General features: G+C 39.8%; 17 protein-coding genes and 1 other annotated feature (1 of these 18 cut by a window edge). Of the genes, 16 read left to right on the top strand and 1 reads right to left on the bottom strand.

Translation table 11 applies throughout. The features are described from left to right. Window positions 1-92 precede the first annotated feature (92 nt). The 16 genes from argC (at window position 93) to ACAN52_RS11740 (ending at window position 20,055) form a co-directional block, all read left to right on the top strand. The gene (gene argC, locus ACAN52_RS11815) at window positions 93-1,124 is read left to right on the top strand and encodes an N-acetyl-gamma-glutamyl-phosphate reductase (RefSeq protein ID WP_378954982.1); all 1,032 of its coding nucleotides are present in this window, start codon (window positions 93-95) and stop codon (window positions 1,122-1,124) included. A gap of 130 nt (window positions 1,125-1,254) precedes the next feature. Beyond that, window positions 1,255-2,463 carry a bifunctional glutamate N-acetyltransferase/amino-acid acetyltransferase ArgJ gene (gene argJ, locus ACAN52_RS11810; protein ID WP_378954981.1) on the top strand — a complete coding sequence of 403 codons (1,209 nt, stop codon included), beginning with the start codon at window positions 1,255-1,257 and terminating at the stop codon, window positions 2,461-2,463. Between the two features lie 14 nt (window positions 2,464-2,477). Then, window positions 2,478-3,362: an acetylglutamate kinase gene (argB, locus tag ACAN52_RS11805; protein ID WP_378954980.1), complete on the top strand. Its 885-nt coding sequence runs from the start codon at window positions 2,478-2,480 to the stop codon at window positions 3,360-3,362. A gap of 192 nt (window positions 3,363-3,554) precedes the next feature. Next, window positions 3,555-4,739, top strand: a complete 1,185-nt coding sequence (locus ACAN52_RS11800; protein WP_378954979.1) for an acetylornithine transaminase — start codon at window positions 3,555-3,557, stop codon at window positions 4,737-4,739. 30 nt (window positions 4,740-4,769) lie between these two features. Next, the gene (gene argF, locus ACAN52_RS11795) at window positions 4,770-5,720 is read left to right on the top strand and encodes an ornithine carbamoyltransferase (protein WP_378954978.1); all 951 of its coding nucleotides are present in this window, start codon (window positions 4,770-4,772) and stop codon (window positions 5,718-5,720) included. A 66-nt stretch (window positions 5,721-5,786) separates the two neighbouring features. Then, on the top strand, window positions 5,787-6,998 hold the full coding sequence (locus tag ACAN52_RS11790; protein WP_378954977.1) for an argininosuccinate synthase: 1,212 nt from the start codon (window positions 5,787-5,789) through the stop codon (window positions 6,996-6,998). Further along, window positions 6,998-8,413 carry an argininosuccinate lyase gene (argH, locus tag ACAN52_RS11785; protein ID WP_378954975.1) on the top strand — a complete coding sequence of 472 codons (1,416 nt, stop codon included), beginning with the start codon at window positions 6,998-7,000 and terminating at the stop codon, window positions 8,411-8,413. The genes ACAN52_RS11790 and argH overlap by 1 nt, the downstream gene beginning before the upstream one ends. A gap of 163 nt (window positions 8,414-8,576) precedes the next feature. Beyond that, entirely contained in the window at window positions 8,577-9,650 is a 1,074-nt protein-coding gene (locus ACAN52_RS11780) for a branched-chain amino acid aminotransferase (protein WP_378954974.1), read from the top strand. Window positions 9,651-9,802: 152 nt separating this feature from the next. Further along, complete coding sequence (gene cdaA / locus ACAN52_RS11775; protein ID WP_378954973.1) at window positions 9,803-10,618, top strand: diadenylate cyclase CdaA; 816 nt, start codon at window positions 9,803-9,805, stop codon at window positions 10,616-10,618. Then, the gene (locus ACAN52_RS11770) at window positions 10,618-11,541 is read left to right on the top strand and encodes a YbbR-like domain-containing protein (RefSeq protein ID WP_378954972.1); all 924 of its coding nucleotides are present in this window, start codon (window positions 10,618-10,620) and stop codon (window positions 11,539-11,541) included. Before cdaA ends, ACAN52_RS11770 begins: the two co-directional genes overlap by 1 nt. A gap of 22 nt (window positions 11,542-11,563) precedes the next feature. Next, complete coding sequence (locus tag ACAN52_RS11765; protein ID WP_378954971.1) at window positions 11,564-13,153, top strand: NAD(P)/FAD-dependent oxidoreductase; 1,590 nt, start codon at window positions 11,564-11,566, stop codon at window positions 13,151-13,153. Window positions 13,154-13,204: 51 nt separating this feature from the next. After that, a complete protein-coding gene (glmM, locus tag ACAN52_RS11760; RefSeq protein WP_378954970.1) occupies window positions 13,205-14,545 on the top strand; it encodes a phosphoglucosamine mutase in 1,341 nt (446 codons plus the stop codon). Between the two features lie 329 nt (window positions 14,546-14,874). Then, a complete protein-coding gene (gene glmS, locus ACAN52_RS11755) occupies window positions 14,875-16,704 on the top strand; it encodes a glutamine--fructose-6-phosphate transaminase (isomerizing) (protein WP_378954969.1) in 1,830 nt (609 codons plus the stop codon). A 254-nt stretch (window positions 16,705-16,958) separates the two neighbouring features. Next, window positions 16,959-17,987 carry an FAD:protein FMN transferase gene (locus tag ACAN52_RS11750; RefSeq protein WP_378954968.1) on the top strand — a complete coding sequence of 343 codons (1,029 nt, stop codon included), beginning with the start codon at window positions 16,959-16,961 and terminating at the stop codon, window positions 17,985-17,987. 31 nt (window positions 17,988-18,018) lie between these two features. Beyond that, window positions 18,019-19,230, top strand: a complete 1,212-nt coding sequence (locus ACAN52_RS11745; RefSeq protein WP_378954967.1) for an MFS transporter — start codon at window positions 18,019-18,021, stop codon at window positions 19,228-19,230. 174 nt (window positions 19,231-19,404) lie between these two features. Next, window positions 19,405-20,055 carry a L,D-transpeptidase family protein gene (locus tag ACAN52_RS11740; RefSeq protein WP_378955059.1) on the top strand — a complete coding sequence of 217 codons (651 nt, stop codon included), beginning with the start codon at window positions 19,405-19,407 and terminating at the stop codon, window positions 20,053-20,055. Window positions 20,056-20,210: 155 nt separating this feature from the next. On the opposite strand, the gene ACAN52_RS11735 is transcribed toward ACAN52_RS11740, so the two are convergent. Further along, the gene (locus ACAN52_RS11735) at window positions 20,211-21,638 is read right to left on the bottom strand and encodes a sodium:solute symporter family protein (RefSeq protein ID WP_378954966.1); all 1,428 of its coding nucleotides are present in this window, start codon (window positions 21,636-21,638) and stop codon (window positions 20,211-20,213) included. A 143-nt stretch (window positions 21,639-21,781) separates the two neighbouring features. After that, window positions 21,782-21,975: a binding site (T-box leader), on the bottom strand; it runs 15 nt beyond the window's last position.

Genomic DNA, 21,975 nt, shown 5'->3' with positions numbered 1-21,975 from the left:
CTGTTGTATCTTGATGAATTTTTTATGCAAAAACCATTGCATAAAAATGCAGTAGTCGTGTATAATTATAAAGAAGAAAAGGGGGAAGTTCAATGAAGATTAGTATTATTGGCGCAACAGGCTATGCAGGAGCAGAGCTATTAGGGATATTAGCTAATCATCCAGAAGTGGAGATTGGGCCTATTACTTCCGAGAGCCAGACCGGTACGGCGATTGCTGATGTGTATCCGCATTTGCGCGGATTTTATGATAAAAAATTAAGTAGCATGACAGATATAAGTCAATTTGCCGATAGTCAGGCTGTGTTTATTGCCCTGCCTCATGGGCATGCTATGGGTATTGGTAAGCAATTAGCAGAACAAGGTATTAAAATTATTGATTTAGGTGCGGATTACCGTTTCCGTGATGAAAGTGTCTATGAACAGTGGTATAAGGTTCCTCATACACATGTGAAATCAGGCGCTGTGTACGGCTTGACTGAATTATACCGAGACCAAATCAAAGGGGCGAGCATTGTTGGTAATGCAGGTTGCTATACAACGGCCAGTATTTTAGCTTTGGCACCATTGGCTAAAAATCACTTAATTGATGTAAAAAGTATTGTTGTTGATGCAAAATCAGGCGTATCAGGCGCAGGACGCAGTTTAAATCTAGGTGTACATTTTGCTGAGATGTTTGATAATCTTAAAGCATATAATATTGGTGGTCATCGTCATACACCTGAAATTGAGCAAGCCCTTAGTGATGTTTCAGGTCAAGAGGCTCTTATTAATTTTACGCCACATTTAATTCCTATGTCGCGGGGCATTTTAAGCACTTGTTATGGCAATCTTAATGAAGGGGTCACAGCAGAAGATGTTGACCAAGCATTTCATGATATGTACGATCAAGAATATTTTATTCGTCTGCTCGGACGAGGCGGTTACCCAGCTGTGAAAAACACACGTGGTTCTAACTTTTGTGATCTAGGTTGGCACATTGATCCTCGTACGAATCGAGTGATTGTGGTATCTGCCATTGATAATCTAGTTAAAGGTGCAGCGGGCCAAGCAGTGCAAAATTTTAACGTCATGTTTGGTTTTGCAGAAAATACTGGATTAGCAAAAATAGCATTATATCCATAAAAAGATTGCTTTTAAAGAAATAGATCAGTTTTTTCCATAGGGGTGGGTATGATTTTCTATGTCATGCTTGACTACTAATTTAGAAGTGACGTTTTCATAGAGTTTAGTCGAAATTTGAGGAGGTTATTATATGTTGAAAAAAATTACAGGCGGAATTACTGCACCAAAAGGTTATAAAGCAGCGGGGGTTAAAGCTGGTCTCAAGAAAAGTGGGAAATTAGATGTAGCTCTTATTTATAGTGAAAAACCTGCTAGCGTAGCGGCTGTGTTTACTACGAATACGATGGCAGCAGCGCCTGTTCTTGTCTCACGTCAGGCTGTTGAACAAGGCACTGTGTCTGCTGTAGTCATTAACTCAGGTTGTGCCAATGCATGCACAGGACCTCAAGGGCTTGTTGATGCTAAGGATATGGCTCACATCACAGCTCAGCTTCTTCAAATTGAAGATCATGAAGTCATTGTGGGTTCGACAGGTATTATTGGAGTCAATTTACAAATGGATAAAATTAATACAGGTATAAAAGAAGCCGTATCTCAGCTTGATGAAAAAGGATATGATAATGCCACGGCTGCTATTATGACGACAGATACTTTTCCTAAGAGCTGCTCTTATGAATTTGAATTAGGTGGCGTTCCTGTCAAAATTGCAGGGATTGCAAAAGGGTCAGGCATGATTCATCCTAATATGGCGACCATGCTGTGTGTGATTACTACAGATGCTGCTATTGCTTCGCCAATCTTGCAAAAATCATTAACCGAAGCTATTAATTTATCGTTTAATATGATATCTGTTGATGGTGATAGCAGTACGAATGATATGGCAAGTGTTCTGGCTAATGGCCTGGCTGCTAATCCACTGATTGATAGTATAGATTCTGCTGATTATAAAGCTTTTACAGCTGCATTGACGGAAGTTTGCATTTACTTAGCCCAACAAATCGTGCGTGATGGTGAAGGGGCAACTAAATTCTTAGAAGTGACTGTACAGGGTGCTGAAAGCTTTAGCGATGCTAAAAAAGCCGTTATGGCTATTGCCAAATCTCCATTGGTTAAAACTGCATTTTTTGGTGAGGATGCCAACTGGGGACGGATTTTATGTGCAGTAGGTTATTCAGAAGCTGCTGTTAATCCAGAAAAGATTTCTCTAGCTATTGGTGATGTAACCATTGTTAAAGAAGGTATGGGCGTTGAAGTTGACGAAAAAGCATTGAAAGCCATCATGGCAGAGCAAGACATCACCGTGACTGTTGATTTAAATCTTGGTGAGTCAAAAGCGACCATGTGGACATGTGACTTTTCTTATGAATATGTAAAAATTAATGGTGAATATCATACATGAGAGGCGGTAATAAAGTGACCAATCCATTGGAAACTGCAGCAGTGCTCATTGAAACACTGCCTTACATGCAACAGTTTGCTGGTAAGACTGTTGTCATTAAATATGGCGGCAATGCCATGGTTAATAACGAGCTAAAGCAGAGTGTGATTCAAGATATTACTCTTTTAAAATATGTGGGGATGCGTCCTGTGGTTGTACACGGGGGTGGTCCAGAAATTACTAAGACTTTAAAACAGCTTGGCAAAGAGACGACTTTTGTCAGCGGACTCAGAGTGACAGATGCTGAGACTGTATCAATAGCAGAAATGGTACTTGTCGGAAAAATTAATACAGAAATAGTAAGCTTACTGAATCGGCATGGTGCTAAGGCTGTGGGGCTCAGTGGAAAAGATGCTGATCTCATTATTGCTAAAAAACATTTTGCTGAAGTTCATGAAAATGGGCAAGTCAATACCGTTGATATTGGTTTTGTTGGTGATGTTGAACATATTAACGCCGATATTTTAAATGCACTTCTTGATCGTGGTTATACTCCAGTGATTGCCCCTATTGGCGTGGGCCGAGAAAACGAAAGCTACAACATTAATGCAGATTATGTAGCTGGTGAAGTCGCAGGTGCTCTTGGAGCTGAAAAATTGATCATGCTCACGGATGTTGAGGGGATCTACCGAGACTATAATGATAAAAGTAGCTTTATTTCCACCCTATCCCTCGCTGACGCCCAGCAAATGATTAAAGATGGTACTATCGGGGGTGGAATGATTCCTAAGGTAGAGACCTGCATTAAGGCTCTTGAGGGCGGTACAGGCAAAACTCATATTATTGATGGACGTCAGCCCCATTCTATCTTGTTAGAAATATTCACCGCTCAAGGTATTGGTACACAGGTCGTGAAATGAAGCAGCGAACCAAAATCTTTGCTAAAAGATTTTTGTGAGTTGCGACCTTAGCATCGGGATGCTAACATCATATCCCTGCTGAACGAAAATCTTTGCTAAAAGATTTTCGTGAGTCGCGGCCTTAGCATCGGGATGCTAACATCATACTCATCGAAGTGGGCTTCGTAAGAATGGATAAACGGAGGAATCAATATGAATAAACAAGAAGTAGTTGACATGATTGACGAGTATTATATGCCCGTCTTTGCTCGTTATAATATAGTACTTTCTCATGGCGAAGGTCCTTACGCTTATGATCAAGAAGGTAAAAAATATTTAGACTTTTTGGCAGGCATTGCTGTTAATCTTTTGGGTCATGCTCATCCTCGTTTAGTGTCAGCCATTGCTGAACAAGCTGGAAAAATGATTCATTGTTCAAATTTATATTACACTGAAGTTCAGGCGCGACTCGTTAAAAGGTTGGCGGCTGTTAGTGGTCTTGATAAAGTTTTTATTGCTAACAGTGGGGCCGAAGCTAATGAAGGAGCTATTAAATTAGCACGGAAATATGGCAAAAAGTTAAACCCAGATCGAGTAGAAATTATTGCTGCAAATCATTGCTTTCATGGACGTACGTTAGCAACTTTGGCAGCTACAGGTAAATACTATAATGGTTATGAACCATTGCCAGCAGGGTTTCGCCATGTAGATTACAATGACATTGAAGCACTCAAAGCTGCTACATCGGAGAAAACCTGCGCGATTCTTCTTGAACCGATTCAAGGAGAAGGTGGAATTAATATGCCTGATGAAAATTATCTGAAGCAAGTACGCCAATTATGTGATGAAACAGGCGCCTTACTGATTTTTGATGAAATTCAAACAGGTATGGGACGCATTGGTACTATGTTTGCCTATCAGCATTATGGTGTCACCCCTGATATTGTGACCCTTGCTAAAGGGCTCGGTGGTGGTGTACCGATCGGTGCTTTCATTGCCAGTAACAAAGTGGCTGCGGCTTTCTCAAGCGGTGACCATGGTTCAACTTTTGGTGGTAATCCATTGGCCTCTGCAGCAGCTAATGCTGTATTGACAGAGATTGAAGAAGCAGGATTACTTGCTAATGTCAAAGAAACGGGTGCCTATTTACTCCAATCTTTGGCAACGCTGAAAGAAAAATATCCTGAACTGATTACAGAAGTGAGAGGTAAAGGTCTGATCGTTGGCGTTCAATTGACTATTCAAGGGCGGGATATTGTAAATTCTTGCTTAGAAAAAGGGCTTATTATTAATTGTACAGCAGGTGATGTACTGAGGTTTGTGCCACCACTCATTATTAAGCCCGTTCATGTGGATGAAATGGTAGCAGTACTCGATCAAGTACTGTCGAAAATATAAAAGATAGAATTCATTATGGGGGTTTTTACTATGGGGCTAGAGGTGAAAGATTTACTATCAATTCATGATTTGTCAACGAATGACGTCAATCAAATACTTGATTTGGCTACAACGCTGAAAGCCCAGCTTAAAAATGGCGAACAGCACCATTTATTAAAAGGGAAAACGTTGGGGATGATTTTTCAAAAATCATCCACCCGGACTCGCGTATCTTTTGAAGTTGGTATGTGGCAATTAGGTGGTTCAGCATTATTTTTAAATGCTAATGACATGCAAATTGGTCGCGGTGAACCTGTCAAAGATACGGCGAGGGTATTATCACGTTATGTAGATGGTATTATGATTCGTACATCTTCTCATGATGAAGTCATTGAGATGGCCAAGTATGCAAGTATACCTGTGATTAACGCTCTGACAGAAATGATGCATCCATGCCAGGCGTTAACAGATATCTTTACCGTCATGGAGTATAAAGGAAAATTACAAGGATTAAAAATGGCCTACATTGGTGATGGTAATAATATGGTACATTCACTGGTGCAAGCGTGTGCGAAAGTGGGGATGGACATTGCCATCGCTACGCCAAAGGGCTATGAGCCTGATGCAGCTATTATTAATGAATCATTAGAAGTTGCTAAAGTCACTGGCAGTAAAATTACTCTGAGCAATGACCCTTTAATTGCCGCGCAAGATGCCGATGTACTCTACACAGATGTATGGGCCAGTATGGGAAGAGAAACAGAACAAAACATTCGAAAAATCGCTTTTGCTGGTTATCAAATTAATCAAAAAGTGATGGATGTAGCTAAATCTGATGCCATGGTATTACATTGCTTACCAGCTCATCGTGGAGAAGAAATTACAGACGAGGTAATGGAGAGCAAACAGTCAGCTGTTTTTGATCAAGCTGAAAATCGCCTTCACATACAAAAAGCAATTATGGTATTATTAATGGGTAGTGAGGCATCTTCAAAAAAATAAAGAGCCATCTTTGACGAGTTATTTTTTCAAATGCCTAAATAGGAAAATGCAAGGGGGATTATAAAAATGAGTGAAATTAAAAAAGTTGTACTGGCTTACTCTGGGGGCCTAGATACTTCCGTTATTATTCCGTGGTTAAAAGAAAATTACAATTGTGAAGTTATTGCCATGTGTGCTGATGTAGGACAAGGTGATGAATTAGCACCTGTGTATGATAAAGCGATCAAATCCGGCGCAAGCAAAGTATATATTGAAGATCTAACAAAAGAATTTGTTGAAGATTACATTTGGCCAACCTTAAAAGCTGGTGCTGTTTATGAAGGAAAATACTTATTAGGTACTTCTTTTGCAAGACCAGTCATTGCAAAAGCCTTAGTTAGAATTGCTGAACTCGAAGGGGCTGATGCCATTGCCCACGGTGCAACAGGTAAAGGGAATGACCAAGTACGCTTTGAACTCACTGTTAAAGCACTTGCTCCTCATCTTAAAGTGATTGCTCCTTGGAGACTGTGGGATATTCGTTCACGTGAAGATGCTTTTGATTATGCAGAAAAACACAATATTCCAATTCCAGTAGCTAAATCCCGTCCATACAGCATGGATCGTAACATTTGGCATTTAAGCCATGAAGGGGCAGACCTAGAAGATCCAGCGAATGCACCACTTGATGATGTTTATATGGTGACTCGCACTCCAGAAATGGCACCAGATCAAGCTGCCTATGTGAATATTGATTTTGAAAAAGGCCTTCCAGTTGCTATTGATGGTGAAAAACTAGAAGCTGTTGCCTTATTAGAAAAACTCAATATTCTTGGTGCTGAACATGGTGTAGGGATTACCGATATGGTAGAAAACCGTCTCGTTGGTATGAAGTCTCGTGGTATTTATGAAAATCCAGGCGGAGCTATTTTATATTATGCTCATCGCGAATTAGAATTATTGACGTTAGATCGCGCGACTATGCATTATAAAGAACAAGTGGGAATTCGCTATGCAGAACTTGTATATGATGGAATGTGGTTCTCACCTCTAAAAGATGCCTTAGATGCATTTGTTGATAGTACACAACAAACAGTAACTGGTACTGTGCGTATCAAATTATATAAAGGTAATATTATTAGTGCAGGTACTAAATCACCTTATTCACTGTACCATGAAGGGTTTGTTACTTTTGGTCGTGATGAAGTCTATAACCAACAAGATGCTGAAGGATTTATCAACCTCTTTGGACTTCCATTAAAAGTTCGTGCGTTAATGATGAAAGAGGCGAATAAATAATGAGTAAATTGTGGGGCGGTAGATTTGCCAAAAATACAGATGTAATGGTGGAGGAGTTTACCTCCTCCATTTCCTTTGACCAACGTATGTATGCTGAGGATATTGCAGGCAGCATTGCTCATGCGACTATGCTAGCAAAATGCAAAATTATTGGAACGGATGAAGCCAATACCATTATTGAAGGTCTCAAGAGTATCCTAGCTGATATTGAAGCTGGAAATTTCAGTTTTGAAGTAGCCCTTGAGGATATTCATATGAATATCGAAAAACGCTTAACGGATCGCATCGGAGCAGTTGGTGGCAAACTACATACTGCCCGTAGTCGTAATGATCAAGTGGCTTTAGATACTCATATGTATCTAAAAAGAGAAATTGTCACCATTGGTACATTACTGAGTGAACTTCAACAAGCAATTGTCGAAGTCGCAGATAAGTACAAGACTGTTATTATGCCAGGGTACACTCATCTTCAACGTGCTCAGCCGATTTTGTTTGCTCATCATATGATGGCATACTTTTTTATGCTAGCTCGTGATTTTCGTCGTTTGCAGGGCGTATGGGAAGGCGCTGATATGATGCCTCTTGGGGCAGGTGCTCTTGCCGGTACGACTTTTCCCATTGATCGGCATTTCGTAGCCAATGAACTGGGTTTCAGTCAAGTGTATGAAAATAGTATGGATGCAGTCAGTGATCGGGATTATATTTTAGAATTCTTATCTTGCTCTTCCATTATGATGATGCATTTAAGTCGTATTAGTGAGGAAATTATTCTCTGGTCTTCTACGGAGTTTTCCTTTATTGAGCTCGATGATGGTCATTGTACTGGTTCTAGCATTATGCCCCAGAAAAAAAATCCAGATGTAGCTGAACTTGTTCGGGGCAAAACAGGACGGGTATTTGGACATTTGATGGGACTTTTAACCACTGCAAAAGGATTGCCATTGGCTTATAATAAAGATTTGCAAGAAGACAAAGAGGGAATGTTTGATACTATCGATACCTTAAAATTTAGTCTAACTGTCTACGCTTCTATGCTCAGAGGCATGAAAGTCAATGAAAAGGTTATGGGCGCGGCAGTGCGCAATGATTTTTCCAATGCGACAGATATGGCGGATTATTTGGTGAAAAAAGGTTTACCTTTCCGTCAAGCTCACGAAGTCGTTGGCAAATGTGTAGCGTACTGTCTCGGAGCAAACAAATGGTTAATGGATTTATCTCTCATCGAGTTTAAAGAATTCTCACCTTTGTTTGAAGCCGATATTTTAGAGGCAATCAAAGTAGAAACTTGTGTAGATGCTCGTAATTCCTATGGTGGAACTTCGTCCACCGGCGTACAGCAAGAATTTACAATGGCGGAACAAATTTTAACAAAACAGCAAGCTGTACTTGACATGTTTACAAAAAGCAATATATAATACCTCTAAATTGTGGTACAATATATTGAATACAAAGCTTTTTTACGGAACCAAGAAAATATAATATTTTCTTGGTTTCAAGTAAGAACGACTAAGGCTTTGGCCTACGTCTAAGGACTTGGCACAAGCCAAGTCTTTTCTTAAATAACAAGGAGGCGCTGACATGACTGAAATTAAAGTTGTAAAGAAAGATGGAGTAGGGATCATGCCACCTGAGGAACATTTAGGGTTTGGCGAACATTTTACAGACCATATGTTTATTATGGATTATGACCCTCAAAATGGTTGGAATAATCCTCGAATTGCTCCTTATAATGAATTTTGCGTATTTCCAGCTGCAATGGTTCTTCACTATGGACAAGCTATCTTTGAAGGTATTAAAGCATTCCGAACTGCTGATGATCGGGTTGTTGTATTTCGTCCCCAAGATTATCTTGAACGATTCAATCGTTCCGCTGATGCCTTGTGTATACCACGCATTGATGTTGATGTAGTGGCGGAAGGCCTAAAAAAAGTCATTGAAATTGATAAAAAATGGGTTCCATCGACAGTTGGAACGGCCTTATATATTAGACCACTCATTATTGCTACTGATCCTTATGTTGGTGTAAAAGTATCTGATACATATAAATTATTTATCATCTTATCACCAGTTGGCGCCTACTATGCAGCAGGATTTGATCCTGTCAGCATTAAAGTTGAAGATAAGTATGTTCGCGCTACTCTTGGTGGCCTTGGGGAAGCTAAAACTCCAGCTAATTATGCTATGAGTTTAAAAGCTCAAGTCGAAGCCAAAAAAGAAGGGTTTGCCCAAGTATTATGGCTTGATGCTGTTGAACGTAAGTATGTTGAAGAAGTAGGAACCATGAATATATTCTTCAAGATTAATGGTGAAATCATCACCCCTGAATTAGTTGGCAGTATATTAGGCGGAATGACGAGAAGAACTGTATTAGAATTGGCTAAGTCTTGGGGACTAAAAGTATCTGAACGTCGGATTTCCATTGATGAAATATTTGCTGCCCATGAACAAGGACAGTTGGAAGAAGTATTTGGTACAGGTACAGCGGCCGTTATTTCTCCAGTTGGTGAATTATCTTGGAAAGGCAAAAAAATCATCATTAATAATAACAAAACAGGTGAATTTGCACAAAAATTATTTGACACTGTAACGGGTATACAATATGGAACAGTGGAAGATACATTTGGTTGGGTGGAAGAAGTTACAAAATTGTAAAATCATAAAAAATAGTACCTCTTGCATATCATTTGCAAGAGGTATTATTTTTTTTAATTGTTTATGAGAAATAATAAAGGTTTTGCTTGATATTGGGTAGAATAAATTAGTATTTATTTATAATTTATTTATGGTGAGGAGTTTGGTGTAGTATGCCGCAAATTAATGCAATCATTTCAACGATTAGCTTACTCGACATCTTTGATATGGTCATTGTAGCTTTTGTCCTTTATAAGCTATACGTCATGATTAAAGATACGAGAGCCTTAGCGCTATTAAAGGGGTTAATTGTCATGCTGATTGCTACAGTCATCAGCAAATGGCTAGGGCTTAATGTTATTTATTGGTTACTACAGAAAACCATGACTGTCGTACTCGTTGCTCTGCCAGTGGTATTTCAGCCTGAACTTAGACGGGCACTTGAGCAATTAGGCAGAGGTGGATTATTTAAAAAGAGTGTATTTTTAAATGAAGAAGAGCAAGAAAATCTTTTAGATGAGTTAGCTAAAGCTGTGGCAGTTTTAGCAAAAAACAAAATTGGTGCACTCATTGTGTTAGAACGAGAGACTGGTCTTAATGATTACATTGAGACAGGTATTAAAGTGGATGGTCTTGTATCCAATGAATTTTTAATTAACATTTTTATTCCTAATACACCACTTCATGATGGAGCTGTTATTCTCAGAGGTAATCGGATTATGGCAGCAGGGTGTTTATTGCCTTTAACAGAAGACCGTAGTCTGAAGAAAGAACTAGGTACACGTCATCGTGCCGCCATTGGTCTTGCGGAACAAACCGATGCAGCGATCGTAGTGGTCAGTGAAGAAACAGGCATTATTTCTCTTGCCCGCAGTGGTCGATTAGTACGTGATCTTGATGCGAACCTACTGAAAGATAAATTACGCCCACTGTTTGCTAATAAAGCTCATCCTTTGGGTAATATCTTAAACTGGAGGCAACATTTATAATGGAGAGACTTCCGAAAAAAAACCTCACTGCTAAAATAATTGCCCTCATTATGGCTATTATCCTATGGGTATATGTGATGAATGAACAAAATCCACCAGTAGAAACAAATATGGAAGTTCCTCTTGAAGTGAGAAATCTTTCCACTTCGGCTATGGCTTCTGGGATTCCAGAATATGTACGTGTAAAAGTACGAGGGCCGCGGACAATTGTGATTGGGCTAACCCATAATGATATAAAATCATATGTTGACCTTCGGGGATTATCCGATGGACCCAATACTCTTAAAGTAAATACTGCTATTCCGGCCAATATGGAACTCGTTGAAGTAAGCCCTGAGAAAATTAATTTTCAACTCGATACCATTACCAGTCGCCAGATACCGATTGAGGCTAAAGTAGTTGGTACTCCTTCTGAAGGTGGTGCTATAGAAAAAATCACCTATAGTTTGCCTAATATAACTGTCAAAGGCCCTAGTGAATTACTCAATCGGGTTACCAAAGCTGTAGCGACTGTTGATGTATCAAATCAAAATAAGGATTTTACTGTAAATGTACCTCTTACCATTGTTGATGATAAGGACAAAGCAGTAGAAGGATTAACTATGGCTCCAGGAAATGCATCCATTAGCGTGGCTATTACACCGATGATGAGTAAGAAAATCGTTGATGTAAAACCAAATGTGATCGGTATACTGGCAAAAGGTGTAGTACTTAATCAAATCAATATAAAACCTGAAAAGGTTGAAATTAGCGGTGAATCAGCTGCCATTGCAAAAACTGATTTTATCTACACGGAACCCATTAATTTGACAGGAATTGAGAAAGATATAGTACTAGAAGTAAAACTACAATTAAAAGATGGTATAGCCAGTAGTAAAAATAGTGTCAGTGTAGCGCTAAGTATCGGAAAGCAAGGACAATAAAGAATGAAGGAGCGAAAAATAGTTGTTACGAGTCATAAACATGCGGGTATCTCTCAATGATAATACATCCATTCATAATTTAGCCGCTAAAAGGCTTAGAATACCACCTCAAGCTGTGCTTGGGGTGGTGATTATACGTAAGGCACTTGATGCACGTCGGAAAAATAACATCAGCTTTGTTTATTCACTTGACGTGAAGACAACTGTGCCAGAAGGCCAGTTATTATCTTCTCTCCGAGGTGATAAGGATGTAACGATCATCAAGGAACAGGAGTCCGTGAAAATCACCCCAAGAGAAATCAAACTGGAAGATCGACCCGTCGTGATTGGACTAGGCCCAGCAGGGATGCTGGCAGCTCTGACTTTGGCTCAACATGGTTATCGGCCCTTAGTTTTGGAACGGGGGCGGGATGTAGAAAAACGTACGCAAGATATAGCTAAGTTTTGGAATACAGGAGAATTTGATGAAACATCCAATGTACAGTTTGGTGAAGGCGGAGCTGGTACTTTTTCTGATGGAAAATTAACCACTCGTGTCAATGATCCTCTTATGCATCACGTATTAGATCTTTTTGTAAAAGCTGGTGCGCCACCTGAAATTATGTATCTGCATAAACCGCATATTGGTACAGATAAACTTCGTGGTGTTGTGAAAAAGATCAGAGAGCAAATTATAGAACTGGGTGGTCAAGTCGAATTTGAAGCTAAAGTGACAGATGTTACTATTGAAAATGGGAAAATAAAAGGGGTCACTGTCAATGACAATCGATACATTCCTTGTTCAATCGCTTTATTCGCCATTGGTCATAGCGCCCGTGATACGTATACGATGCTATACAATCGTGGGATTGATATGGAGGCGAAACCCTTTGCTATAGGGGTGCGTATTGAGCATCCACAAGAGTTGATCGATCAATCCCAATACGGCATCTCAGCTAGTCATCCTAATTTGTCTGCAGCTGACTATAGTCTGGTGTATCATGCAAAGGAAACGCGGCGCACTGCCTATTCTTTCTGTATGTGTCCAGGGGGCTTAGTTGTGGCTGCTGCTTCTGAAATCGGTGGAGTGGTCACTAATGGTATGAGTCTGTATAATCGAGCCTCAGGGGTCAGTAACAGCGCTTTGGTGGTGAATGTCAATCCTGAGGATTTTGGCAGTGATGTACTTGCTGGTATTGACTTTCAACGTAAATATGAACAACTTGCCTTTAAATATGGAGGAAATAACTACCATGCTCCACTGCAGACTGTCGGTGATTTTCTAGCAAATAAAGTGGGTAGTACGGCTTTCCAGACAAAACCTAGTTATCGGCCAGGGGTGTGCACTGCTGATTTGCGCCAGTGTTTGCCTGACTTTGTCACCGATACGCTCGCTGAGGCATTACCTGATTTTGACCGTAAAATCAAAGGTTTTGCCCATCCTGATGCCATTATGACAGGGGTAGAAACGAGAACCTCTGCACCTGTACGCATTAAGCGTAATCATGAGTATATGTCAGTCAATGTACAAGGATTCTATCCCATTGGGGAAGGTGCAGGTTATGCAGGTGGTATTATGAGTGCAGCTCTTGATGGTCTTAATTCTGCGATTGCAATTATAAAAACAATATAAGGCGTAGAGCGATTTTACAATCGCCAAGTGAAAGGGGTATAGAAATAGATTATGGGTAAATTTTTTGGAACAGATGGAGTACGTGGGGTAGCCAATAAAGAACTAACACCAGAACTGGCTTTTAAGCTAGGGTGGGCAGCTACGACATATTTTGGCAGGGATCATGAGAAACCTGTGATTGCCATTGGTCGTGATACTCGAATCTCTGGACAAATGCTAGAAGCTTCTTTGGCTTCAGGAATTTGTTCTGCGGGTGGACAGGCGATCTTACTCGGTGTAGTGCCAACACCAGCCGTAGCCTACCTAGCAGGTAAGCTCAATGCTCAGGCAGGTGTAGTCATCTCAGCATCCCATAATCCATACCCAGATAATGGTATTAAGTTTTTTGCTGGTTCAGGGTACAAACTTTCTGATGCAGTGGAAGCTGAACTAGAAGAACTTGTTATTAGTTACCAAGAAGAAATGGAGCGTCCTATTGATGGAAAAATCGGTACGATTGACCATCATCATGATTTGGTAAAGCAATATATCGATTATTTAGTTAAGACTGTGGATGTTGATTTTTCAGGTCTCAAACTGGTAGTTGACTGTGCTCATGGTGCATCTTATGAAGTAGCACCTGTTGTTTACAAACGTCTCGGTGCCGAGGTTATCGTCATCAACAATAAGCCGACAGGCATTAATATTAATGATCACTGTGGTTCGACTCATATGGAACAATTACAAGAAACTGTTATCTTACATAAAGCTGATTTTGGTATTGCTCATGATGGGGATGCCGATCGCTGCCTCGTTGTTGATGAACAAGGCAACATAATTGATGGTGATCAGATGATGGTCATTTGTGCCTTAGATCGTCTAAAACAAAATAAATTAAAAGACAATACTTTGGTTGCCACTGTTATGAGTAATATTGGTCTTTATCAAGCCATCAAAAAAGCGGGCGGCCGCGTAGAAGTAGCAGCAGTTGGTGATCGTTATGTTCTCGAACTTATGCTAGAAAAATCATTTATGCTTGGTGGAGAACAGTCTGGTCATGTTATTTTTGCGGAACATAGCACTACAGGGGATGGGGTGCTCACAGCCCTACAAGTCATTGCCGCTTTAAAGAAAAGTGGAAAGAAAATGTCAGAGCTAGCAGCTGTGATGACTCGCTATCCTCAGTTATTGGTTAATGTACGTGTAATGAGTAAAAATGGTTGGGAAGAAAATGAGGCTATTACAAATGCCATCGCTCAAGGTGAAAAAGAACTAGGTGAAGAGGGGCGCATTCTTGTTCGTCCTTCAGGTACAGAACAACTGATTCGAGTGATGGCTGAAGGACCTGATATGCCTACACTTGAGACAATTGTTAACAACATTGCAAATATCGTTAAAAGAGAACAAGGATGAGTTGACCAAAGTCCTTGATTATATTACAATAAGAAGGCAAAGGAGCACAGTGGTGCTCCTTTGCATATGTATAGTATAAAATGGGGGTGAGATATGGATAGAGAATGCGATTTTAACATACAGTATATACTAAGCGCTGGAACTTGTTGATTGATGACAAGTAGACGAGGGAGAGGTTTATCGAATTGATCAGCGGATGCCTCTCGGTGACTTCTGCAACCGATAGATAGCGACAAAACTACAAGGTGACTTGTAGGACAAAACGTCTAGAGCAGAAAAAAATGAATCGTTAATCTAAATGATAGAGTAAAATTAGGGGGAATTACCATATGTGTGGTATTGTTGGATATATTGGCCCTAAACAGGCCTCAACGTTTTTAATTGATGGGTTAAGTAAACTTGAATATCGTGGTTATGACTCAGCGGGGATTGCTGTACACGATGGTAATCAAATTACCATTGAAAAAACCATCGGCCGCCTTGCAAATTTAGAAAAAAAACTTGATAAGCATCAACTCCAGGGGAGTTTAGGAATTGGACATACACGTTGGGCTACCCATGGACGTCCATCAGATGTCAATTCTCATCCTCATAGTGATTGCACAGGTAATTTTGTTGTTGTTCATAATGGTATTATTGAAAATTATATGTACCTTAAAGAACAACTCATTGCTAAAGGTCACATCTTTACATCAGAGACAGATACAGAAGTCGTAGCCCATCTCTTAGAAGAACACTATGATGGGGATTTTGAAGTCGCTGTCAAAAAAGTATTAGATGATATTTCAGGTTCTTATGCATTGGTATTTATGACTAAATTTGAACCTGGCAAAATTATCTGCACCAAGCAAGATAATCCGTTAGTTATTGGTCTAGGTGAAGGTGAAAATTTTATTGCATCTGACATTCCAGCTATTATCAATCATACACGCAGAACCTATATTTTGAGTGATGGTGAAATGGCCGTTGTTACAAAAGATTCTGTATGGGTGACTAATCGTCAAGGTGTACCTATCACGAAAAAAGTATTTGAAGTTCATTGGGATGCTGAAGCAGCTGAAAAAGGCGGCTATGAGCATTTCATGAGTAAAGAAATCTATGAGCAGCCAAAAGCTGTTCGTGAAACCATGACAAGTCGTTTGGCGAAAGATAATAGCCATGTAACCTTTGAAGAACTTAAATGGAGCAAAGGTGAAATGGCCGCCATCACAAAAGTAATGATCGTTGCTTGCGGTACAGCATATCATGCGGGTATTGTAGGTAAATATTATATTGAGAGCTTAGCGCGTATTCCGGTTGAAGTCGATGTGGCTTCTGAATTCCGTTATCGTTCTCCTCTAGTTGATGAAAATACCCTAGCAATTGTTATCAGTCAATCTGGTGAAACACTTGATACCTTGGCAGCACTCAAAGAAGCCAAGAGACTTGGTGCTAAAACAATGGCGATTACCAATGTAGTAGGTTCTTCTATTTCTCGTGAAGCAGACCAAGTAGTATACACTTGGGCTGGTCCAGAAATTGCTGTAGCTTCTACTAAAGCATATACGACTCAGCTCATTAGCATGGCAATGCTCGCTATCTACATGGCAGGATTACGTGAAACGATTACTGCTGAGCGCAGTCAAGAACTCATTTCTGGTCTACGTAATGTACCAGCTCAAATTCATGAAATATTAGAAGATGTTGAGCCGATCAAAACTTTTGCTCAACAATATGGCTTTAACGAAGACGTATTTTTCATTGGTCGTTCTTTAGACTATGCTGTAGCCCTTGAAGGCGCACTTAAACTAAAAGAAATTTCCTATATCCATGCTGAAGCGTATGCTGCTGGTGAATTAAAACATGGTACACTTGCTCTCATCACTGAAGGCGTACCTGTCATTGCTCTAGCAACTCAGCATGATGTATACGAAAAAACTCTGAGCAATATCAAAGAAGTCAAAGCTCGTGATGCAGTCGTTATCGGCATAGCGCAACAAGGTGATGACCAGATTAAAAAATATGTGGATCATACCATTTTCATCCCAGCTGCCGACAAATTCTTGGCACCAATCCTTGCAGTCATTCCATTGCAGCTATTATCATACTACGCTGCTGTGACTAGAGGCTGCGACGTCGATAAGCCACGCAATTTGGCAAAAAGTGTAACAGTTGAATAGGTAACCAGTGGAACGCTCATATTCTTGCAGCGTTGTAAAAAAGGTTGAACATTAACGAAAAAGATTGAACAAAACGATCTGTTTTGGTATATAAATTATAACCCCCCTTTCGGACGCGTTTAAAAAGACGTATCTGGAATGGGGGTTATAGTTTAACGTAAAGGTTGAAAAGTTGGGGAAATAAAATCCTCACAAAAGTATTCACCCAGCTTGCCGTCCCCGTGTCTCTATGATTTATATAAGGAGCAATAAGTGTGAAAAAATTACGAAGTTTAGTAAGTGTTGTACTAATTTTTATTGTGGCTTTTTCTATTATCGGATGTTCACCTATGAGTTTTCTATCGCCTAAACCTTATAAAGAAACTCAATTTTTAATGGATACGATCATTGAAATAACTGCTTATGGATCAAATAATGAAAGTGCAGTTAAGGCAGCTTTTGATGAATTTAAACGCATTCAGGAAATAAGTGACAAATATAATCCAGAGAGTCAGATATCGAAAATAAATCAAATGGCTGGAATTTCTCCGGTCGAGGTTAGTCCTGATCTGATTAAAATGATCAATTATTCTATAGAGATATCTAAAAAAATGGATGGTGCATTTGATATATCGATTGGTTCTCTTACCGAACTATGGGGTATCGGTCATAAAGAAGAATTTGTACCGACTCAAGAAGAAATCAATGGGGTATTACCTCTTGTTGATTATCGAATGATTCAAGTGAATGCAAACAATGGGACTGTATATTTGCCCAAGGTCGGTATGAAACTAGATTTGGGTGGTGTTGCAAAAGATTATGCCCTTAATAAAGGGATAGAAATATTAAAATCTTATGGCATTAAATCGGCTTTACTGAATGCCGGTGGAGATATTCAGGTAATCGGAACAAAACCAGATGGTAATCCTTGGAGGATTGGCGTACAGGATCCTCGAAATTCTGAGGGAGTGATTGCGAAAGTTACTTTAGATCCTTGGAACACAGTGCAAACATCTGGTGATTATCAGCGTTTTTTCATTAAGAATGGGGTGCGCTATGCTCATATACTAAATCCTAAAACTGGTAGACAACCAATTGAAATAGCGAGTGTCACTTTGGTTTACAAGGATGCGGATGTATATACTACTGGTGATATTGCTAGTTCAGGTTTTATCGTTTTGGGTTTGGAAAAAAGTATGGAAGTATTGAAAAAGTTTCCTGGTGTCGAAGGGATATTTGTAACGACTGATGGTAAAGTCGTTGTTACTCCAGGCTTAAAAGATAAGGTTGAATTATCAAAATAAAGATAAAATTTTTTTGATATGGAGAGGTTAAATGTTAAATTGGCGTAAAAATCTTTGGACATTATCCTTTGCGGTCATGTTGTCAGGTGCAAGTTATACAATGGTCATTCCATTTTTACCATTGTATCTTCTTGATATGGGGGTCAGTCATGATGATGTAACGATGTGGTCTGGTCTTATATTTTCTGTGACTTTTTTGGTTGGTGCATTAATGGCACCTTACTGGGGACGATGTGCAGATAAGACGGGTAAGCGTCGTATGATCATGCGAGCTGGTTTTAGCTTGGCAATCGTATATTTTTTAGGGGCCTTAGTTAGAAATCCAATTGAATTATTGATTGTAAGAATTCTTCAAGGTTTTGCTAATGGCTTTGTTCCCGCTTCCATGGCTGTTGTTGCATCGTCCACACCGAAAGAAAAAATGGGCTCTAGTCTCGGATTTATGCAGGCCGCATTATTAATTGGTGGAATTTTAGGTCCCTTATTAGGAGGAGGGTTATCTCATTTTTTTGGGATGCGTTTGTCTTTTGTTATTGCAAGTATTGTCATATTTATAGGCACCATTGCAGTTCGATTACTTGTCACAGAACCAGAAAAATCTCATTCTTCAGGTGATGGTAGCATGATTGATGATCTAAAAATGGCATTTAGTAATCGTAAGCTAGTGCAGATGTTACTACTGCTTTTTACCGTTCAGATGGCGACCATGATGCTGCAACCTCTTATTACCCTTTATGTTGCAAAATTACAAGGGACGATAGAAGGGGCTGTTTTAACAGCAGGAATTGTGTATAGTCTGGCAGGTATCGCTGGTGCAATTGCTGCTCCCACATGGGGGAAATTAGGCCAACAGAGGGGCTTTCGCAAAATATTGATCATCGCTTTTAGTGGTGCAAGTATATTTAATCTTGGGCAATTTCTTGTGGACGATCTTTATCAATTCGCCTTTTTGCAATTTTGTTGGGGATTATTTATAGTTGGTGTGTTTCCCACCATCAATAGTATTGTAGTAGGGTGTACTGACCGAAGTTCTCAGGGACGTGTTTTTGGTCTCACCACTACAGCAAATCAACTTGGTTCCATGGTAGGGCCGCTAGTTGGTGGGATGATTAGCTCTTGGATTGGCATTAGACCTGTCTTTGTATTTACTGGAAGTTTATTTATGATTCTTGGGATCATAGTATTTTTAAGCCACTTTAAGAAAGAAGCAGTGTTAGTCAGAGAAAATGTTCAGAAGAATTGAGCTAATAGCATAGAAGATTTTAAGTACGGACATTTTCATCAGCTATTTCTGGGATATTCTAACTTGATCGTGCATACATTGTGACAATGAATGGATGGCAGGCAAGGATGTGAACAGATGGAGTGGATTAGTATGAAAAAGTCTAGGTTGTATTTTACAATTACATCAATCATTATGATGAGTCTCTTTATCAGTATTATAGGTTATGAATACTGGGATGAATTAGAATTAGCGGCAATTCCTAATCAAGTAGAGAAAGCGCCTACAGGCAGTATATCCATAGTCATTAAGGTTCCAGCTCGGATTTTAGAGCTGCATAATGACGGAAAAGTATATAAACAATATCGCATTGCTGTAGGACAGAGCGAGACGCCTACGCCCATTGGCGACTGGAGAGTCATCTGGAAGGCTCATCGATCTGCTGATTTGTTAGGCACGCGTTTTCTTGGTATTGATGTACCTTGGGGTGGATATGGGATTCACGGTACTAATCGCCCATGGAGTATTGGTCACTTTATTAGTCAAGGATGCATTCGCTTACGTAACAAAGACATTGAAGAACTGTTTGAATGGGTGCCAGTGGGGACTCCAGTACGTATTGAAGGTGAGATATCTCCCATTCATCGTGAGCTTAAGCGGGAGACGATAGGGCAAGATGTGGTCCAATTGCAAAGAAAGCTAAGGGGCTTAGGTTATCTAGAAGGGCGAGCTGATGGTTTTTTTAACAATGATACAGAGGTAGCCTTAAAGCGCTTTCAACATGATAAAGGACTTAAAGCTACTGGTATAACTGATCGGAAAACTCTTGATCTTTTGGGGATTTAGGGAGTGGTTAGAACAACCAAAAAAGAACATGCAGACACAAGATAAGATGTCTCGCATGTTCTTTTTTGGTTGATGATACAGTTAATTTTAGGTTTCGAATAATCGAATAGGGAATTGTCTATGGAAAAATAATCCTCTACCAAATTCAATTCAGCTTACTGTACTTTTGAAAATGCTGTTTTTATGGAATCTGCAACCATGATTGGTTTTGGATCGATTAGATAGGTTAATAAGAAAGTTGCGGTGCAGGCTAACCATTCAAGGTAGATCACATGAGGAAAAATATGAGTTGCTGGGACTGTCTGCCATAAAATTAGAACAATGACACCTGTCAAAATCGTGTAAAAAGCAGCATTTTTGCGGCAAAGTCCTGGAGCAAATAGGGTAAAGAGTACAATGATGCTAAAGGAGGCAGTCAAACTGAGACCAATCATTAGAGTACTGATAATGCCACTGATCGTCATAGCTAATAATAAAGTGAATAATCCAAGAAAGAATACGGATCCTTTTGTGACAATGAGAAATTTTTTATCGCTTACGTTAGGATTCATAAATTTTTTATAAATATCTTGGGAAAATAAAGTTGCTGAGCTAAGGAGTAAATTACAGGCCGTCGATACATCTGCGGCCCATAAGGCGGCGAGAGTAATTCCTGCTAGAACAGGATTTAATGACATGATTGTCATAGGTAGAGCCATTGCAGGGCTTACATCGGGAAACATAGTTTTAGCAATGACGCCAAGTAATGCGCTGACAAAACCAATCGGCAGCATCATCAACCCACCGATGATAAAGCCGCGACGAGCTGCTTGAATATCTTTGGCTCCTAAGGAAATTTGAATAATACTTTGCAGTGATAAGTTGACAGTGACTAATACGATGATCCAGGTAAAAATACCGATAACGCCAACGCCGTCAAAGAAACTAAGATAAGGTACATTGTTAGCGGGGAGCTGACCTTGGATCTTTTCGATTCCCCCAGCTTGTGAAACGCTAATAATTGTAGCCAAAATAATACCAATATATTTTAGAGAAACATTTAAAAGATTGGATAAACTAGCTGACCACATGCCACCAATCAAAGTGACGCCAATAAATACTGCGGCGCTAGTCAGCATACCTGAAGTTAAAGTGAATATTTCGGGCATTAACGCACTGAGTATACTACCGCCTGCAATATACTGAAGTGACATAACGACAAGTTGAATCAAAATTTGGCATGAGATTCCAGCTATCATACCTTTTTTATCATAATGTCTTCCCAGCAATTCTGGTACGGTGGTTATGTTGAGTTCGCGATATCTTTTAGCAACAAGCAGCCCCATCACAATGGCTCCGATCCCCCAGGCTGTTGTATACCAACCTGCGGAAAGACCAACTTTATAGGCCTGTTCAGCCACGCCAATTGTTGAAGCTCCGCCAACAGCAAGTCCTACAATCGATACAGTAATGAGCGGGGTGCTAAGTTGTCGACCTGCTAGGATGTAGTTTGCAGCATTACCAGCAGAGCGACGTTGGGCAAAATAACTGATTAAAAAAAGTAGAGCGATGTATGTGCATACGATGAGAAACGGAATATTCATGTGAACCTCCTTAAATAATAAAAAAATTTGTCGATGTTCTTTTATACTCACTATAAAAGAAAAAACGTCCCTCAGAAGAGGGACGATAGTGACCGTGGTACCACCCAATTTAAATCCTATGAAAAAAACTAAAGATGGTACCTACAAGGGGCGAATTGCCGCGGTACCACCCTATTATTGATCATAAGATCTACTTATAGTCTGTAACGTAGACAAATACGGCAAGACCTACTGTAATGTTCAGTCCGCAGTTTAGGAAGGAACTTCATTCTGCATTTTCAACTAGTTTACACCAGACACTAGCTCTCTGCGTGAAAAACACAAAATTACTTTCTTC

Origin of the sequence: Pelosinus sp. sgz500959 (genome assembly GCF_042610375.1) — a bacterium.
GTDB lineage: Bacteria > Bacillota > Negativicutes > DSM-13327 > DSM-13327 > CTSoil-075.
The sequence above is the reverse complement of the archived record's forward strand: the minus strand, read 5'-3'. Positions and strand labels throughout refer to the sequence as shown.

Excerpts from the sequence above, each read along its gene's own strand:
- argC (WP_378954982.1), top strand. The coding sequence starts at position 93 with ATGAAGATTAGTATTATTGGCGCAACAGGCTATGCAGGAGCAGAGCTA.
- argJ (WP_378954981.1), top strand. The coding sequence starts at position 1,255 with ATGTTGAAAAAAATTACAGGCGGAATTACTGCACCAAAAGGTTATAAA.
- ACAN52_RS11800 (WP_378954979.1), top strand. The coding sequence starts at position 3,555 with ATGAATAAACAAGAAGTAGTTGACATGATTGACGAGTATTATATGCCC.
- argF (WP_378954978.1), top strand. The coding sequence starts at position 4,770 with ATGGGGCTAGAGGTGAAAGATTTACTATCAATTCATGATTTGTCAACG.
- ACAN52_RS11790 (WP_378954977.1), top strand. The coding sequence starts at position 5,787 with ATGAGTGAAATTAAAAAAGTTGTACTGGCTTACTCTGGGGGCCTAGAT.
- argH (WP_378954975.1), top strand. The coding sequence starts at position 6,998 with ATGAGTAAATTGTGGGGCGGTAGATTTGCCAAAAATACAGATGTAATG.
- ACAN52_RS11780 (WP_378954974.1), top strand. The coding sequence starts at position 8,577 with ATGACTGAAATTAAAGTTGTAAAGAAAGATGGAGTAGGGATCATGCCA.
- cdaA (WP_378954973.1), top strand. The coding sequence starts at position 9,803 with ATGCCGCAAATTAATGCAATCATTTCAACGATTAGCTTACTCGACATC.
- ACAN52_RS11770 (WP_378954972.1), top strand. The coding sequence starts at position 10,618 with ATGGAGAGACTTCCGAAAAAAAACCTCACTGCTAAAATAATTGCCCTC.
- glmM (WP_378954970.1), top strand. The coding sequence starts at position 13,205 with ATGGGTAAATTTTTTGGAACAGATGGAGTACGTGGGGTAGCCAATAAA.
- glmS (WP_378954969.1), top strand. The coding sequence starts at position 14,875 with ATGTGTGGTATTGTTGGATATATTGGCCCTAAACAGGCCTCAACGTTT.
- ACAN52_RS11745 (WP_378954967.1), top strand. The coding sequence starts at position 18,019 with ATGTTAAATTGGCGTAAAAATCTTTGGACATTATCCTTTGCGGTCATG.
- ACAN52_RS11740 (WP_378955059.1), top strand. The coding sequence starts at position 19,405 with ATGATGAGTCTCTTTATCAGTATTATAGGTTATGAATACTGGGATGAA.
- ACAN52_RS11735 (WP_378954966.1), bottom strand. The coding sequence starts at position 21,638 with ATGAATATTCCGTTTCTCATCGTATGCACATACATCGCTCTACTTTTT.